The organism is Burkholderia sp. IO2, assembly GCF_029522185.1.
Taxonomy (GTDB): Bacteria; Pseudomonadota; Gammaproteobacteria; order Burkholderiales; family Burkholderiaceae; genus Burkholderia; species Burkholderia cenocepacia.
This window is the reverse complement of the sequence record NZ_JAKWFH010000019.1, coordinates 44,320-61,666: the sequence shown is the minus strand read 5'-3', so window position 1 is coordinate 61,666 and position 17,347 is coordinate 44,320. Positions and strand designations below refer to the sequence as shown.

Genomic DNA, 17,347 nt, shown 5'->3' with positions numbered 1-17,347 from the left:
GTCGCGCCGCTGCCGCGTCCCCGTCGCGCGGCGTTCAGGTTGTCGTACCAGGTTTGGCGCGTCGCTCCGGTTGCGGGGCACGCGCCTTTTTTGCGTGAGCGTTGCGGCGAAACCGCACCGCGTGTGCCGGCGCAAGGCCGCCGCGGGCCGGCCGGCCGCGCGAGTTTGGTACGATGCAGCCTTTTCAGCCGAGCTCCACCCGCGTGAATCGCCGAAACGTGTCGTCAGTGCGTGCCTTGTGTGCCAGATGGGTCGCGCGCGCCCAACCCGTCGCGGCGGCCGCCGTCGCGCGGGCCAAGCCTCTCGCCGCCACCGCGTGGCACCATGTCCGCCACCCGACGCGCCGTGGCGTGCTGCTCACGGCCGCCGCCGTGCCGGCGCTGTTCGCGGGGTACGTGATCGTCCTCATTCCGTTCACGCCGGGGATCGGCGACATCCGCAAGGCGCGCGTCGACCAGCCCGCGCAGGTACTGTCCGCCGACGGCAAGCTGCTGGCCGAATTCAAGCCGTCGAACCGCGAATGGGTGCCGCTCAAGCAGATCTCGCCGCGCATGATCGACGCGCTGATCGCGACCGAGGATCACCGCTTCTACGAACACCACGGGCTGGACTGGAAGCGCACGGCGTCGGCCGCGCTGCATACGTTCTCGGGCAGCCGCCAGGGCGGCTCGACGATCACGCAGCAGCTCGCGCGCAACCTGTATCCGGACGAGATCGGCCGCGCGCCGACGCTCACGCGCAAGGTGAAGGAGGCGATCACCGCGCTGAAGATCGAGGCCGTCTACAGCAAGGACCAGATCCTCGAGACCTACCTGAACACGGTGCCGTTCCTGTACAACGCGTACGGCGTCGAGATGGCCGCGCGCACCTATTTCGACAAGTCGGCCGACGAACTCGACGTGCTCGACAGCGCGACGCTCGTCGGGATGCTGAAGGGCAACAGCTACTACAACCCGGTGCTGAACCCCGAGCGCGCGCTGCAGCGACGCAACACGGTGCTCGGCCAGATGGTCAAGTACGGCAAGCTGTCGCCGGCGCAGTTCGCGCAGTTGCAGCGCCGGCCGCTGCGCATCGACTTCGAGCGCCAGAAGGAGCCGCCCGGGCCGGCGCCGCATTTCGCGCAGCAGTTGCGCAAATGGCTGATCGCATGGGCCGACCGCAACGACTACAACATCTACTCGGACGGGCTGATCGTGCGCACGACGATCGACTCGCGGCTCCAGCAGATGGCGACGCAGGCGCTCACGTTGCAGGGCAATCAGCTGCAGGGCATCGCGAACAACGCATGGAGCGGCCGCGACGGCTGCGGCACCGACAACGAGGTGTTTCGCACCTTCATGCGTGAGTCGCCCGAGTACAAGGCCGCGCAGGAGGCCGGCAAGGACGACGCGGCCGCGATGAAGATGCTCGCGGCCGATCGCGGTTTCCTGCATGCCTTGTGCAAGGCCAAGACCGACGTGCAGGCCGGCTTCCTCGCGATCGATCCGCGTGACGGGCAGATCCGCGCGTGGGTCGGCAGTCGCGACTTCACCCGCGAGCCGTTCGATCACGTCGCGCAGGCGCGGCGCCAGCCGGGCTCGACGTTCAAGCCGTTCGTCTATGGCGTCGCGTTCGCGAACGGGATGAAGCCGGAAGATACGTTCGTCGACCAGCCGGTCGAGATCCCGCTGAAGGGCGGCGAGATCTGGCGGCCGAACGACGACGTGCCGCCTACGGGCAAGCCGATGACGCTGCGCGACGCGGTCGCGCTGTCGCGCAACCGGATCACCGCGCAGGTGATGGAGAAGGTCGGGCCGGGCGCCGTCGCGCGGCTGGCGCGCGACATGGGCGTGCGCGAAAGCCCGCTCGAACGCGTGCCGTCGCTCGCGCTCGGCACGAGCCCGGTCACGCTGAAGGAAATGGTCGCGTCGTACGCGACGATCGCGAACGGCGGGCTGTACGTCGAGCCGCAGATGGTGACGCGCATCGAGAATCGCCAGGGCGAGGTGCTTGCCGAATATGCACCGGCGCCGCCCGAGCGCGCGCTCGACGCCGAAACCGACAAGACGCTGCTCGACGTGATGCGCGACGTCGTGACGCGCGGCACGGGCGGCAGCATCCGCACGCGGTTCGGCATCCGCGGCGACGTGGCCGGCAAGACCGGCACCACGCAGGACAACGCGGACGGCTGGTTCATCCTGATGCAGCCGGGCCTCGTCGCCGGCGCGTGGGTCGGATTCGACGACGGCCGCGTGACGCTGCGCAGCGATTACTGGGGGCAGGGCGCGCACAGCGCGCTGCCGATCGTCGGCGATTTCTTCCAGCGCGCGCAGCGCGCCCGGATCGTCGATACCAAGGCGAAATTCGATACCGAACCGTCGCCGGGCTGGTTCGCGTCGCTGCGCGAGCGCGCGACCGACCTGTTCGATACGTGGTTCCCGCCCGAGCCGAAGAAGGCGCCCACGCCGGTCAGGACGCCGCGTATCGAGCGCCCGGCCGAGGTCGACGAGGGCGCGGCGTCGGCAGCCTCCGCTGCGTCGGCGCCGGATGTCGCTTCCGGCGGCATCGTCGAGGAATGGGTGCCGGCGTCCGAAGTGGCCGCATCGGCCGCGGCGCTGTCGTCCGGCGCGTCGCAGCTGCCTGCGCAGCCGCCGGCAGGCGCCAGTACGACGAGCGGGAGCAGCGCCGGTAGCGGCGCCGCGCCTTCCGCCGTGCCGCCGCCGCCGATGCCGGTGCCGGCTGCGCCCGATGCGACCGGCGCGTCGCAGTAACGAAGCCGTTCAGATTCCGCGCGATGCTGCCGTAATCAAGTTGTCACGACAGCTCGCGCGGTCGCTCCGCGCTTCTCCGATGCTGCTTTCCAGCGATTACGTCGCCCTCGCTCGCGACGATCTTTCCGCCGAGGTCCCGCTCGGCTTCGACCTCTACGACGCCGACGGCGCCGCGCTGCTGCCGGCCGGCACGACGCTGCGCGACCCGGCTCAGCACGCTTTCCTGTTCGACCATTTCCGCCCCGTGCGCCGGCGCGAGGACGCCGACACCGGTCCGCGCGGGTCCGCGACGGCGGCCGCGCCCGCCACGCGCATGGGCTTGTCGGCGGGCGCCGCGATCGGCATCCGCCGCCGGGTCGGCACGACGCGCGCGCTGCAGCGCTGCCGGCTGATCGGCGTCGGCGCGGCGGGTGCGCTGTTCGTCGAGCCGCAGCCCGCCACCGTGCTCGATTTCGCCCGCGGCGACGACGTCGAAGCAGTGGCGATCGGCCGGGCCGCGGTATCGCGTTTCGGCGCGACGGTGGAATCGGTGCAGGCGTCGGGCGCCGCGCCGTTCATGGTCCTGTCGCCGCCAGGGTTCGTCGACCGGCTGCGCACGCGCGCGGAGCCGCGCGTGCCGGTGCGCATCGCGGCCTGCTGCAGCGGAGGAGCGGAAGGGACGGAAGGCATCGGGGTGGTGCACGACATCAGCCTGAGCGGGCTGTCGATCGCCGTCGACCGGCCGATCGCGGCGACCGGCGAGCCGTTGCGCGTGCTGCTTCCGTACGAAACCGCCGGTCGCGTCGAGCGGCTGGCGCTCGATGGCACCGTGCGGGCCGTGCATGCCGACCCGGCGCCGCCCGCGCTGACGCTCCATCATGCGGCGTTCGGCGACATCGATGCCGACGACCTGATTCGCCTCAAGGCGCTGCTGTTCGACAGGCAGATGGCGTCGGCGGATACCGATCGCCTGCGTTGAACGCGCGACCCGCGCGTGCCGGCTGCCGTATCGCGGCATTCGGTGCACGAACGCCGATAATCGTCTGACGAAACGACTTATTCCCGCTCGATTGTACGGTTTCGGTCAACAGTGAATTTGCGATTTAAGTATTTACCCTGATAGCCGTGCCTCCTAGACTTCTACTCATGCGCAACGACCTCGAGTCCGAAGCGCCTGACAAAACAATCCTGGAGGTAACGCATCATGAAATCGCTGATCAAGGCAGTTGCACTGGCCACCCTGGTGGCCGCACCGGTCGTCTCGTTCGCCCAATCGAACCAGCAGCCGCTGACCCGCGCGCAAGTGCGCGCCGAACTGGTCCAGCTCGAAAAGGCCGGCTACAACCCGAACGACTGGATCAACTACCCGGAAAACATCCAGGCCGCCCAGGCCAAGATCGCCGCCGCGCAGAATGCCGGCGCGCAAGCCGACGCCACCGGCTACGGTGCGAACCCGGTCGCGACGTCGCAGTCGGGCCAGCGTGCGGCCGTGCCGGCCGTGAGCGACCGCTCGTCGGTGTACTTCGGCCACTGAGCCGGCCGTGCCGCGCGGCCCTCGACGGCCGCGATTGAAGCCGTATCGAGAAAGCCTGCACGCGTATCGCGTGCAGGCTTTTTTGCGTCTTCTTCATTGGGCGGCCCGATGCACGAGGTCGGTCGGCCGAATCGGTCGCTGATAGCCTGCGGCGCGCATGAGCGAAACGCCGGATGCCGATCGGCGCGGGATCCGCGCGATACCTTGGCGTGCATGATCACGTCACCCGCCGCGCCGCACCCCGCTGACAATCCGCCGCACGTGCGCTAGCATCGCGGTCGATGTCGCCGCGGCGCGTGGCGCGGCCCATTCATACGGGGCGCAGCAGGGCGTCGGGTTCCACACTTCAACGAACGACAAGGAGCATCCATGCGTGTCTTGACCGGTCTGCTGGGCTCGCTGGCGCTGGTGGCGAGCGTCGCCCATGCGCAGGCGAATTGTGCGGACGCGACGGATCAGGCGACGATGACGGCGTGTGCCGATCGCGCGTACAAGAAATCCGACGGGGAACTGAACCGGACTTACCAGGCCGTCACCGCGCGCCTGCGCGACGCGCGGCCGCTTGCCGACAAGCTCGTGAATGCGCAGCGCGCGTGGATCGCGTACCGCGACGCCGAATGCCGTTTCTCGAGCGCGAATGCCGAGGACGGCAGTGCATACCCGATGGTCGTATCGACCTGTCTCGACGATCTGACGAAAGCGCGCACCGACACCCTGAAGGGCTATCTGTCCTGCGAGGAAGGCGACCTCGCGTGCCCGGTGCCCGCGAAGTAACGATCACGCGCGGGCCCGACCGGGCCTGCACGACGCCGGCTCAGACGTCGTCCGTCTCGTCGAGCAGCTTGTGCCGCATCGCGTAGCGCACGAGCGCCGCTTCGTGCGGCATCTGCATCTTTTCCAGGATCCGGGTCTTGTAGGTGCTGACCGTCTTCGCGCTCACGCACAGCGCATTCGCGATCTCGGTCAGCGTCTGGCCGGCGGCGATCCGACGGAACACGTCGAATTCGCGGTCGGACAGCCGCTGGTGCGGCAGCGTTTCGGCCGGCTCGTTCAGGCTCTGCGCGAACTGCTCGGCCATCGCGAGGCTCACGTAGACACCGCCCGACGCCACTTTCGTGACCGCGCCGACCAGCTCCGCGCTCGCGCTTTCCTTCGTCAGATACCCCGACGCGCCCGCGCGGAACGCCCGCACCGCGTATTGCTGCTCCGCGTGCATGGTGAGCACCAGCACGCGCAGCGCGGGCTTTTCGTCCTTGATCTGCTTGATCAGCTCGACGCCGTTGCGGCCGGGCATCGACAGGTCGAGCACGAGCACCTGCGCGGGCGTCGCACGCACCAGCGCGATCGTCGACGGGCCGTCGCAGGCTTCGCCGGCCACCTCGAATCCGGTGGCGTTCTGGAGGATGTGCCGCAGACCGTCGCGTACGAGCGTATGGTCGTCGGCGATGAGCACCTTGATCATGTGATGAGCGTGTCCTGTTGAACGGTGGCGAGCGGAAAGGCGACGGTAATCGAGAAGCCGCGCGCGAGCGCGGTGTCGATCGTCACGGTGCCGCCCAGCATGTGGGCGCGTTCGCGAATGCCGATCAGGCCGAACGACTTGTCCTCGTGGGCCGGGCCGCCGGGCGCCGCGCCGCGGCCGTTGTCCGCGACGCGCAGCACGCAAAAGCCTTCCTCGATGTCGAGCCGCAACGCCACGCGCGTCGCATCCGCATGGCGCGCGACGTTCGTCAGCGCTTCCTGGACGATGCGGAACAGCGTGGTCGCGCCCGCGCTGGTGAACGTGAGGCCGCCGGTTTCGATGTGGCGCTCGACATCGATCCCGTAGCGGTTCGTGAAATCGTTCGCGAGCCATTCGATCGCGGGCACGAGGCCGAGATCGTCGAGCATCACCGGTCGCAGGTCGGCCGCGATGCGCCGCACCGACGCGACCGTCGCGTCGATCAGCCGCCGCATGCCTTGCAGATGTGTCTGCACGCCTTCATCGGGTTGCGCGCGGCCGGGCATCCGCAATTGTTGCTCGACGACCGACAGGTCCATCTTCAATGCGGTGAGCTGTTGCCCGAGGTCGTCGTGCAGTTCGCGCGCGATACGGGTCTTTTCCTCCTCACGCACGTTCTGCAGGTTCGCGGACAATTCGCGCAATTCCTCGCGCGATTGCTTCAACGCATTCTCGGCCCGTTGCCGCTCGGTGATGTCGCGCAGCATCACCGTATACAGCTTGCCCGACGCGTCGCGGATCTGCGAGATCGACGCTTCGATCGGGAATTCCTCGCCGTTGGCCCGCAGCCCGAACAGCACGCGCTGGCGGCCCATCTGCCGCTCGGACACGCCCGTCACGCCGAACTGGTCGACGTGCTTCGCGTGCGCGGCGCGGAACCGTTCGGGAATGAAGCGCGACAGCGGCGCGCCGATCGCTTCCATCGCGGACACGCCGAACACCTGTTCGGCCATCGGGTTGAAGATCACGACCGTCTGCTTCTCGTCGATCGTGATGATCGCTTCCATCGACGAACGGATGATGCCCATCATCCGCGCCTCGTTGAGGATGCCGCGGCTGCTTGCACCGGCGTCGGCGCGCCCGCGCAGCAACGCATGGACGAGCGCCGCGAACGCGAACGACGCGATCAGCCCGGCGGCGAGCACGGTGCCGGCCGCACGCTGCGCGCCGGTCGCGCTCGGCCGGCCGTCCGCGGAATAGGCGAGCGTCAGCGCGGTGCCGCCGAAATTCAGCACATCGGTGCGCCGCATCAGGTCGGGCGACGCCGATGCTTCGTCGGTCGTCGTCTCGACGCTGGCGATCGCGCGCGCATCGCCGCCGGCGGTCATCCACAGGTCGATTCCGCGCTCCGCATCGAGCGCGCGCTCGATCAGGCGCCGCGGGCTCAGCGCCGCGAACAGCATCCCGTCGGCGCCGCCTTCCCGCGTGCCGGAGGGCTTGGCGGCCGCCAGCGGCGAAGACGCCACGGGCAGGAACAGCGTCAGGGTACGGGCGTCGCGGGAAGTGTCGTCGTCGGCAGGGTGAACGCCGAGCGCGATATCGCCGGTGCGCAGCGCGCGCGTGAGCGGCGCCGCGTCGGACGCACCGAAGCGCACGACCGGCGAGTTCGAGACGGGCGCGCTGAGCGTCGCAGCCGCGAGCGGATCGGCCGGCAGCGGCTTCGCGCCGGCCAGCGCGGCGCGCGCCGCGGGCGTCAGCGGCGCATAGCCGATCTGCCGGACCGGCGAGCGGCCGCTGTCGAGATCGAGCGTCTCCGCATACCGGCGCCATTGGCCGGGCGTCATGTCCGGGACGAGGCCGAACGCGCCGCGCGCGCCTTCGAGCACGGCGACACCGGCCTGCAGTTCGTGGCGCAGCATCGCGGTCACGTGCGACGTGCGGCGTTCGAAACGCGTGTGAACGGCGCCTTGCCACTGCTCGCGCACCAGCAGCGCGACGCCGAGCGACAGCACGGCGCCCGCGCACAGCGCGACGACGCCGGCCGCGAACGGCTGGCGTAACATGGTCTGGAGGCGCGTGGGCCCTCTGGCGTCACGCGTCGGGGTTCCACTGGCGGTCATTCGATGGCCATTCTGTTATTCGGGCTACCCGGGGCACTCGGGCAGCGCGGCAAAACCGGGAAAACTCGCACCGGCTGCGTGCAACGACTATTTTCAAGATGAAATTGTGCGCGTTTTACACATTTTTTGTAATGGGGTCGGTTGAAATTGCGGCAAACGGCGTGGGGCAGCGGGCGCGCGAGGCGCGCTTGACGCGCGTCAACGCGCGCGTCGGCACGTGGGGCAGACTGTTCGGCAGGCAAGCCGGCGCCGGGCCGGCTTGCGGTAACGGGTCGTGGCGGCGCAGTGCGCGACGCGCGCCCGGTCGGAGGGACGGACCATGTACAAGCGGATTTTCGTCGGGCTCGACGGCAGCCCGAGCGCGCGTCTCGCGCTGAACGAGGCGATCCGGATCGCGACGGCGTCCGGCGGCGAAGTGACCTGTGCGTACGTCGTCGAGCATCGGCCGCAGCTCGTCGACGTCGACGCCGGCTTCGCGGCCGAGCGCGACGGCGATGCCGCCGCGGCCGACGCCGCGACGCCGGTGCTCGACGATGCGAAAGCGGCGCTCGCGCGGCAGCATGTGCGCGGCACGGTGCGCGCGCTCGACGCGTACGGCGAGGACATCGCGACGGTGCTGATGCGCACGGCGGCCGAAGCCGACGCCGATCTGATCGTGATGGGCACGAGCGGGCGACACGGCCTGCGCAGGCTGTTGCTCGGCAGCGTGGCGGAATCGTTGCTGCGCGCGGCCGACCGGCCCGTGCTGCTGGTGCGGCATGGCGAGGCGGGGGCGTCGGCGGCCGCATGATCGACGACGGGCGGTACGGCGGCCGACGCGGCGCACACATCCGCGGTCGGCCGAGCGCCGCGCGCCGGGCCGGCCGTCGGCGCGAGCGATCCGGCGCGCGGCGCCGCACTGCCGATACGCTCGCCGGTGCGCGATTGCGCGTCGACGGTTGCATCCCGGCACGCAGTTCTGGCAGCATCGGCCGGTGTCCGCTCGATCGCCGCGCGCATGGCCGCGGCGATCGACGCAGGGACATCCGGCGGCATCCGAGCGCGTAAATCGAGATCGGGCAGGCCGCCGGATGCCGGTTTCCTACCTTACCGACGTCATCTGCCATGCCGATTTCCGCGCCCGACCTGATTCGCCAGTTCGACCTGCAGCCGCATCCCGAAGGCGGCTATTTCCGTGAAACCTACCGCGCGACCGATTCGGTCGTGCGTCCGGCCGACGGCGCGCCCCGTGCCGCGTCGACCGCGATCTACTACCTGCTGTGCGACGGCGCGTATTCGTCGTGGCACCGCATCCGCTCCGACGAGGTCTGGCATTTCTATGCGGGCGACCCGATCGAAGTGTGGGTACTCGACGCGCGCGACGGGTTGACGATCCACCGGCTCGGCAATCCGCTCACGCATCCCGGCACCGTGTTCCAGGCGGTCGTGCCGGCCGGAAGCTGGTTCGGCGCGCGCTGCGCGTCGCCGCAGCACGTCGCGCTCGTCGGCTGCACGGTTGCGCCGGGGTTCGAGTTCGCGGAATTCGAGCTGGCCGATGCGGCCGCGCTGGCGGCCGAGTTTCCCGACTACGCGGAACACGTCGCCCAGCTCGCGCAGCGCTCCGACGCGTGACTGTCACGGGCGCGTCACGTCCGGCGCAAAGCCCGTGCCGACGGCCGCGTTCCGCGCGGTCGAGGCCAAACCCGTTTAGAATGCGCATGATGCACCGGTTGGTCGCGGACGTGCCGCGGCGGCCGTTGCGCCGCCGTACCGACGGCCCCGTCGCGCGGCCTGCATGTCTTCCAGGAGCGCCGCCGTGTGGCACTTTCCCATTGCTATTCCATCGTCGCTCGGCCCGTGGGCCGTGTTCGCGAGCGTGTTGATCACGCAGCTCGGCGTGCCGGTGCCGGCCGTGCCGATGCTGATTCTCGGCGGCACGATGGCGGCGATGGGGCAGGCGTCCTGGGTCAGCATGTTCGCGGCGGCGATCGGCGCGACGATGCTGGCCGATTCGCTGTGGTTCTTCATGGGCCGCACGCGCGGCCGGCGTCTGCTGAACGGCCTCGTGCGCTTCTCGCTGTCGCTCGACACGACGCTGCGCTTCGCGCGTAACGTGTTCGAAAGATACGGCGCGCCGCTGCTCGTGCTGTCGAAATTCCTGCCGGGCCTCGGCCTCGTGTCGGCGCCGCTGCTCGGCACGACCGCGATCGGCATCGGCGTGTTTCTGTTCTGGGATCTGGCCGGCGCGTCGCTGTGGGCGGCGTTCTGGCTGATCGGCGGCGCGGCGATTCACGACCAGATCGTCCAGTTCGTGCTGTGGGTGCGCGCGAGCGGCGGCACGATCCTCGACGCGTTCCTCGCGATCTTCATCACGTTCCTGCTGTACCGCTGGGTGCGCCGCGTGCAGTTCCGCCGCTATCTCGCGCAGGTGCGCATTTCGCCGCCGCAGCTCGTCGAGATGATGACGTCCAGCGAACCGCCGCTGATCTTCGACGCGCGGCCCAAGGCGATTCGCGAACGCGAGCCATACCGGATTGCGGGCGCGGTGCCGGTCGATCTCGATTCGCCCGATCTGCTCGATCCGGAAGTGCTGAAACGGCCGATCGTCGTCTATTGCGTGTGCCCGAACGAGGCGACCGCGAAGCGCCTGATCGCGAAGATGCAGCGCAAGAAGATGATCCACAACATCCGCGCGCTGAAGGGCGGCCTCGATGCGTGGGAAAAGCACGGTTATCCGGTCGAGCCGCTGCCGGCCGATCTGGATTCGTCGCGTTATTTCGTGCGGCCCGAGCAGGGCCGGCTCGACGGCGAATATACGGTGCGGGCGACGTTGTCGAAATAAATGCGCGCGCTGCGCCGCGCGCATTCGAATCCGATCACCGCTTTCACGCACCGCGATTTTCCCCAAAATCACCTGGCGTTAAATCGCCGATCCTCCCTATAATCCCGCCTGCATATTGCGTGCGCGAAATTGCGCACATTCGACGCGCGGTCGTTCGCGCCGAAAGCGATGGATCCCGTTGCCGCTCGCCACGCGCACAGCCGCGTCGCGCGGGCCGCTCGGGTGTATTCCGTGAAGGGCTCGATCCGTTTTTCCGGATTGTTCCGGGAAATTCGGATAATCCGCGGCAATTCCAACCGGATTGACGCGGTATCCGTGTCGTTTCTTATTCGGAAATCGACAGCGGCGATTATTTCGTTTTCGGCTGCCACACTCGGCATGAACAGGCGCGCCTTGTCATCGACACAATGACGGCGGCCCGCTCGCGGCTGCCAGGAGACGGATTTGAAACAACCAGAAGACCAGTTGCACCGCGGGCTGGAAGAACGGCACATCAACCTGATGGCGCTCGGCGCGACGATCGGCGTCGGCCTGTTCCTCGGCTCCGCCACCGCAATCCGCACGGCCGGCCCGGCCATCCTGCTGACCTATCTGCTGGGCGGCCTCGCGATCTTCCTGATCATGCGCGCGCTCGGCGAAATGGCGATCACCAACCCGGTCGCCGGCGCCTTCAGCCGCTATGCGCGCGACTACCTCGGCCCGCTCGCCGGGTACCTGACCGGCTGGACCTACTGGTTCGTGTGGATCGTCACCTGCATGGCGGAAATCACGGCGGTCGGCGTCTACATGCACATGTGGTTTCCCGGCGTGCCGAACTGGATCTGGGCGCTCGCGGCCCTGATGGCGATGGGCTCGGTGAACTTCATCGCGGTCAAGCTGTATGGCGAATTCGAATTCTGGTTCGCGCTGATCAAGATCGTCACGATCGTGCTGATGATCATCGGCGGCGGGCTGATGATCGCGTTCGGCATCGGCAACGGCGGCATCGCGACCGGCATCTCGAACCTGTGGTCGCACGGCGGCTTCATGCCGAACGGGATCAACGGCGTGATCGCCGCGCTGCCGATCGTGATGTTCGCGTATCTCGGCGTCGAGATGCTCGGCCTCACGGCCGGCGAGGCGCGCAACCCGGAGAAGTCGCTGACCAAGGCCGTGAACTCGGTGTTCTGGCGCGTGCTGATTTTCTACATCGGCGCGCTGTTCGTGATCATGTCGCTCTATCCGTGGGACCAGATCGGCACGCAGGGCAGCCCGTTCGTGATGACGTTCTCGCGGCTCGGCATTCCCGCCGCCGCCGGCATCATCAACTTCGTCGTGCTGACCGCGGCGCTGTCGTCGTGCAACAGCGGCCTGTTCAGCACCGCGCGGATGCTCTACAACCTCGCGCAGCAAGGCCAGGCGCCGGCCGCGCTCGGTCGCGTGAACCGCAGCGGCGTGCCCGTGTACGGCGTGGCCGTGTCGGTCGCGCTGCTGCTGATCGGCGTGTTGCTCAACTATCTCGCGCCGCAGCACGTGTTCACGTGGCTCACGTCGGTGTCGACGTTCGGCGCGATCTGGACGTGGTGCGTGATCCTGATCGCGCAGATGCGTTTTCGCCGCACGCTGTCGGCCGACAAGATCGCGCGCCTGCCGATTCGCGTGCCGTTCTATCCGCTCGGTTCGTTCGTCGCGCTCGGGTTTCTCGCGCTGGTCGTCGTGCTGATGGCGTTCACGCCCGATACGCGCGTCGCGCTCGTGATCGGGCCGGTGTGGATCGTGCTGCTCGGCATCGCGTACGCGCTGTTCTACGCGAACCGTCCGGCCGCATCGATGCCGACGAAGTCGTAAGCCGGCGCGGGCAGGGTGCCGCGCGATCGTTGATCGCGATCATGCATGCGCGGGCCGGACGGCCTATGCTGAACGAACGCATTGCTTGTCCGCGCTTCGCGTGGCATCCGCCGATCCCTGCGACCGCGGCGGCTGTCCGGCCGCCGCGCGCCGCTGCCGCGCGAAGCGCCCGTCGTCGTTCAGCGACGACGTGCACGCACGGAGGCCTTCGCCATGCAGCCTGCCCAGCCCATCCCGACGCTCGCGCGGATCGCGCTGGCCGTCGACCCGACGCCCGAATCGCTGACCGCCGCGCGCTACGTGCGTACGCTGCTGAGCCCCGGCATGCGATTGCGCATCATTTGCGCGATCGACAATCCGCGCCTCGTGTTGCCCGACATTCCGCGCATCGATGCGCTGCTGACGTCCGCGCGCGAGGACATGACGCGCGAAGCGCACGCCACCTGCGAGCGGATCGCGGCGCTGTTCGCCGACAACGGCATCGACGTCGAACAGACGGTCGTCGATACGTCGGTCACGGGCGGCTCGGTGGCGGACGCACTGGTGAACGATACGTCGACGTGGCATGCGGACGTGCTGGTGATCGGCGCGAATCCGCATCACGGGCTGTTGCGGCTCGTCGAAGGCGCGATGTCGGACACGCTGACGAAACGCGCGCGCTGCGCGCTGCTGATCGTGCCGGGCACCTATGCGCGGCCGTCGGACGGCGCGCTGCAGCGGCTGATGTTCGCGGTCGACGGCAGCGAGCCGTCGCTGCACGCGGTGCGCGTCGGGCTCGGCTTCGCGGCGCCGACGACGTTGCTGTATGCGGCGTACGTGATCGATCGCGCGGTTCGTCTGACCGATGTCGTGCCCGTGCGCGCGCTCGAGGATGCGTACCGCGCGGAGGGCGAGGATGCGCTCGCGAAGATCGGCCCGCTGTTCCATGCGACCGGCAATCCGACCAAGCGCGGCATCGTCGAAACGCGCCCGACCAGCGACGACGTGGCCCATGCGCTGATGCGCGATGCCGTGCACTGGCGCGCGGAGTTGCTGGTGGTCGGCACGCATGGCCGTCGCGGCATCGCCGCCTGGCTGATCGGCAGCGTCGCGCGGCGCGTCGCGCATCTCGCGCAGGTGCCCGTGTTGCTGGTGCGTGGCGCGGACTGAATCGCGCGTCATCGCGACCGAAGCGGGTTTGGATTGACCTGCATCAGAAACGCGACGCACATCGCGTGAGACAGTGATGGAACATCCGGAGACGCGGCGGGTTGGTCGTGCAGTCGCGACGGCAACCGCGCCGGTATGCGAGGGACGATCACCGTCGCACGCGCCGCCGTCACATCATTTTCGGGAGCCGCGCCACGTGTTCGTCCGGCGCGTCATCCGACCGGGAACTCTCTGGCACGAGGGTAGGCAACCGACGGTTGCCTTGGAGGACGGGCGGGGTGCAAGTCACCCCGTCCGCTTTCCGCCTGGCCCCGTCGAATTCACTTTCCCGCAGGAATGGTTTTGAACGCGGCCGCGTCGAGCGGCGCGTCATCGCGCGGTCGCTTCGGCACGGACCACGGCGAACCTGGAAGCCTGCACGGCAGCGCGCGGGCATGGCAGTCGCCTCGTGCCGTGCGTCGGTGACGCGCTCAGATCAGAGGATACGAAGAACCGATCGCAGGTCGTGCCGGCGGCCCGCGCCGCGCCGTACCCGCGAATGCGGATGAGCGACACGGAGCGGCGCGCATGCGCTGCACGTGCGGCTGCGCAGACGATTCGCATGCGGCCAGCCCGGGCGCGCCTTGCGACGCGGCTCGGACACGGCCGGCGCGTCGGCTTCGGTTCGCGCGCTGAGCGCCGCGGCGAACCGCTGCAACGCGAGAACCGACCCCACGACGCTCTGATACTTTTCGCGGCCGATCTGCCCGTCGAGCGTGACGAGCAACCCGGCCTCGCGGGCGAGCGCGAGCAGGGTGTCGAGATCGTCGGACGGACGGTTGCCGGCCGACGCGGCCCGGGCGGGCAGGGCGCGCGCGTTGCCCGACGCGCGCCGCTGGCCGTCCCGGCCCGGCAAGTTGCGATGTGCCATGATTGGTCTCCTGCGCGGAACCCCGCGTGCCGGCTCGATGGCCAGCTGAGCGATGTTCCGGTATGAACGCCTGGTTCATGTGATCAGTATCGTGCGGCGACGGTGCGCTGCCAAGCGGCGCGCGCTGAAGTCGCTGTCAGGAAATTGCGCGACGCGTATCGGAATCCGCTGACACGCGCGGCAGTCGACCGGCCGGGCCGGCAGGTTCGTTCGACGAATGGACGGCACACGCGGGGCGCCGCTTGACGCATGATTTCGGCCGGTCTAAGTTCGCGTCTGCATCGGCGTCGCGCGTGCGTTTCACCTGCCGCCCGTCGTCAGTGCCGCGCCCCGGGGTGGCGTGGCAGGGCTTCCAGTCTCGTTCGCGGGCCACGTGCACCGCGAACCCCGCGCGGGGTCGGTTCGGAAACGGATCGGCGCGGCGGCACGCAACGTGCCGTTGATCGCGCGCAAACACGTGCCGGCGCATCGTACGCCGCGTATCTGTCTAGTCTTTAAGCTTCCGGTACCGCCATCTTTTCGTTCCTCGACCGTCAGGAGTCCGTCGATGCCCAAGGACAATTTGCTCGATTCACTCAAGGAAGCCGCCGAACAGCGTGCGATCGGCGCGGATCAGCTGCGCGCGATGCTCGACGACGAAGTGCGCGCGCTGTCGTCCGGTGCGCGCGTGCACGACTACATCCACGTGTTCGCGATCCGCAACCTGCGCGAGCGGATGCGCCAGAAGGACGAGTTCGACCGCGACACCCGCGCCAACGCGGCGCCCGCGGACGCCGATCCGCGCCCGAGCCATCGGCTGTAACGCGCGGCGGCCGGGTGCCGCACCGACATGCCACATGCCCGTTGGCGCCGGCCATCCTGACGATCCGCCGACAGTCGCCGGCGGCTTTCGTCATACGTTTCACTGAATTGTCACAACGACCTCAAGTAAGCGGCGCGATTGCCGTTTACCCGGTGAATTCGTCCACCGGGCGTTCGCGCTCCCTTACCGAGTCGTTGCCATGTTCTCGTCCATTCGCGCCCGCATTCTCGCCGCGTGCGTCGCCATCGTCGTATTCGCGCTCGTCGCCACGACCCTGATCAACTATTTCATCGCACGCTCGTACAACGACGACGCGATCGACCGCAACCTGACCTCCGTCGCCAGCGGTCACGTGGTCGGGATCGCCGACTGGGTCGCGACCCGCAGCCGGATGATCGCGTCGCTGCAGGATGCCGCGCTGACCCCCGATCCGCTGCCGGTGTTCAAGCAGATGGCCGCGGCCGGCGGCTTCACCAACGTCTACGCCGGCTACGCCGACAAGGCGTTCCACTTCTCCGATCCGACCGGCATCCCGCCCGACTACGACCCGACCGGCCGCCCGTGGTACAAGCAGGCCGCGCAGGCCGGCAAGCCGGTCGTCACGCCGCCGTACGTCGATGCCGGCACCGGCAACCTCGTCGTCACGTTCGCGGTGCCGATCCTGCGCGACGGCGCGCTGAAGGGCGTCGTCGCCGCGGACGTGTCGATGGACAGCGTGATCGCCAACGTCAAGTCGATCCGCCCGACGCCGGCGAGCTTCGGGATGCTGATCGACAGCAGCGGCCACGTGGTCGCGCACCCGGACGCGAAGCTCACGCTGAAGCCGGTCGCCGACGTCTCGCCCGAACTCGGCTCGCTGGGCGTGGCGTCGATCGCGGCGGCGAGCGCGCCGGTCGAGGTCGGCGTCGGCGGCGACGCGAAGCTGGTGCGCGCGAAACCGGTGCCGGGCACCGACTGGTACGCGCTGGTGCTGCTCGACAAGACCGAAGCGACGGCCGGGATGCGTTCGCTGCTGACCGCGTCGCTGATCACGCTGATCGTGATCGTCGGCGTGGCGTCGCTGATCATCGGCGCGATCACCGCAACCGCGTTCCGCCGCCTGTCGCAGGTGCGCCAGGCGATGGCCGCGATCGGCTCGGGCGCCGGCGACCTGACGCAGCGCCTGCCGGCCGACGGCCGCGACGAAGTCGCCGACATCGCGCGCTCGTTCAACAGCTTCGTCGACAAGCTGAACCACGTGATGCGCCAGATCCGCGACGCCAGCGAATCGGTGCGCACGGCCGCGAACGAGATCGCGGCGGGCAACCAGGACCTGTCGTCGCGGACCGAATCGGCGGCGGCAAGCCTCGAGCAAACCGCCGCGTCGATGGAAGAGATCACCGCGACCGTCGGTCAGTCGGCGGCGGCCGCGAGCCAGGCCGACGAACGCGCGGCGGCCGCGTCGCGGATCGCGTCGCACGGCGGCGTGGTCGTGTCGGACGTGGTCGCGACGATGGGGAAGATCGAGGAGGCGTCGGGCCGGATCGGCGACATCATCGGCGTGATCGACGGGATCGCGTTCCAGACCAACATCCTCGCGCTGAACGCGGCCGTCGAAGCGGCCCGCGCGGGCGAACAGGGCCGCGGCTTCGCGGTCGTCGCACAGGAAGTGCGCAGCCTCGCGCAGCGCAGCGCGCAAGCCGCGCGCGAAGTGAAGGTGCTGGTCGAATCGACGGTCGCGAGCGTGTCGGCCGGGTCCGGCCAGGTACGCCAGGCCGGCGACACGATGCGCGAGATCGTGTCCAACGTGTCGAACGTGACGACCATCATCTCCGAGATCACGCACGCGGCGAACGAGCAGACGCGCGGCATCCAGGAAGTGAACCGCGCGGTCACGCAGCTCGACGAAATGGTGCAGCAGAACGCGGCGCTCGTCGAACAGTCGACCGCGGCGGCCACCGCGCTGCAGTCGCAGGCGAACGCGCTGGCGACGACGGTCGGCCAGTTCAAGGTCGCCTGACGCAGCGGCGGCTCG

Annotated in this window: 15 protein-coding genes; 12 read left to right on the top strand and 3 right to left on the bottom strand. The window is 69.0% G+C overall.

All coding sequences use genetic code 11. The annotated features are described in order from the left end of the window. Positions 1-173 precede the first annotated feature (173 nt). The 4 genes from MMB92_RS14505 (at position 174) to MMB92_RS14490 (ending at position 5,037) form a co-directional block, all read left to right on the top strand. A complete protein-coding gene (locus MMB92_RS14505) occupies positions 174-2,750 on the top strand; it encodes a transglycosylase domain-containing protein (protein WP_264835695.1) in 2,577 nt (858 codons plus the stop codon). 79 nt (positions 2,751-2,829) lie between these two features. Further along, the gene (locus MMB92_RS14500) at positions 2,830-3,708 is read left to right on the top strand and encodes a PilZ domain-containing protein (RefSeq protein WP_205672042.1); all 879 of its coding nucleotides are present in this window, start codon (positions 2,830-2,832) and stop codon (positions 3,706-3,708) included. A gap of 225 nt (positions 3,709-3,933) precedes the next feature. Then, positions 3,934-4,263, top strand: a complete 330-nt coding sequence (locus tag MMB92_RS14495; RefSeq protein WP_006494882.1) for a DUF4148 domain-containing protein — start codon at positions 3,934-3,936, stop codon at positions 4,261-4,263. A gap of 369 nt (positions 4,264-4,632) precedes the next feature. Then, entirely contained in the window at positions 4,633-5,037 is a 405-nt protein-coding gene (locus MMB92_RS14490; protein ID WP_006483706.1) for a lysozyme inhibitor LprI family protein, read from the top strand. Positions 5,038-5,077: 40 nt separating this feature from the next. On the opposite strand, the gene MMB92_RS14485 is transcribed toward MMB92_RS14490, so the two are convergent. Continuing rightward, complete coding sequence (locus tag MMB92_RS14485) at positions 5,078-5,725, bottom strand: response regulator transcription factor (protein ID WP_006483707.1); 648 nt, start codon at positions 5,723-5,725, stop codon at positions 5,078-5,080. Next, positions 5,722-7,824 carry a PAS domain-containing sensor histidine kinase gene (locus MMB92_RS14480; protein WP_012493327.1) on the bottom strand — a complete coding sequence of 701 codons (2,103 nt, stop codon included), beginning with the start codon at positions 7,822-7,824 and terminating at the stop codon, positions 5,722-5,724. The genes MMB92_RS14485 and MMB92_RS14480 overlap by 4 nt, the downstream gene beginning before the upstream one ends. Positions 7,825-8,143: 319 nt before the next feature. Here MMB92_RS14480 and MMB92_RS14475 point away from each other — a divergent pair, with 319 nt between their 5' ends. The 6 genes from MMB92_RS14475 (at position 8,144) to MMB92_RS14450 (ending at position 13,621) form a co-directional block, all read left to right on the top strand. Next, positions 8,144-8,614, top strand: coding sequence for a universal stress protein (locus MMB92_RS14475; protein WP_034202359.1), 471 nt, complete (start codon positions 8,144-8,146; stop codon positions 8,612-8,614). Positions 8,615-8,928: 314 nt separating this feature from the next. Beyond that, positions 8,929-9,435, top strand: coding sequence for a cupin domain-containing protein (locus MMB92_RS14470; protein ID WP_006485821.1), 507 nt, complete (start codon positions 8,929-8,931; stop codon positions 9,433-9,435). Between the two features lie 184 nt (positions 9,436-9,619). Then, positions 9,620-10,645: a DedA family protein/thiosulfate sulfurtransferase GlpE gene (locus MMB92_RS14465; protein ID WP_006485817.1), complete on the top strand. Its 1,026-nt coding sequence runs from the start codon at positions 9,620-9,622 to the stop codon at positions 10,643-10,645. A gap of 168 nt (positions 10,646-10,813) precedes the next feature. Continuing rightward, the gene (locus tag MMB92_RS14460; protein ID WP_277562746.1) at positions 10,814-11,056 is read left to right on the top strand and encodes a hypothetical protein; all 243 of its coding nucleotides are present in this window, start codon (positions 10,814-10,816) and stop codon (positions 11,054-11,056) included. Positions 11,057-11,089: 33 nt separating this feature from the next. Then, positions 11,090-12,472, top strand: a complete 1,383-nt coding sequence (locus MMB92_RS14455; RefSeq protein ID WP_048985478.1) for an amino acid permease — start codon at positions 11,090-11,092, stop codon at positions 12,470-12,472. Between the two features lie 213 nt (positions 12,473-12,685). After that, on the top strand, positions 12,686-13,621 hold the full coding sequence (locus MMB92_RS14450; protein ID WP_006485822.1) for a universal stress protein: 936 nt from the start codon (positions 12,686-12,688) through the stop codon (positions 13,619-13,621). 475 nt (positions 13,622-14,096) lie between these two features. Here MMB92_RS14450 and MMB92_RS14445 read toward each other — a convergent pair whose 3' ends face one another. Then, positions 14,097-14,531: a hypothetical protein gene (locus MMB92_RS14445; protein WP_006492218.1), complete on the bottom strand. Its 435-nt coding sequence runs from the start codon at positions 14,529-14,531 to the stop codon at positions 14,097-14,099. 547 nt (positions 14,532-15,078) lie between these two features. Here MMB92_RS14445 and MMB92_RS14440 point away from each other — a divergent pair. Next, positions 15,079-15,333, top strand: a complete 255-nt coding sequence (locus tag MMB92_RS14440; protein WP_077021082.1) for a DUF3562 domain-containing protein — start codon at positions 15,079-15,081, stop codon at positions 15,331-15,333. A gap of 199 nt (positions 15,334-15,532) precedes the next feature. Beyond that, positions 15,533-17,332, top strand: coding sequence for a methyl-accepting chemotaxis protein (locus MMB92_RS14435; protein ID WP_006494876.1), 1,800 nt, complete (start codon positions 15,533-15,535; stop codon positions 17,330-17,332). The last annotated feature ends 15 nt before the right edge of the window (positions 17,333-17,347 follow it).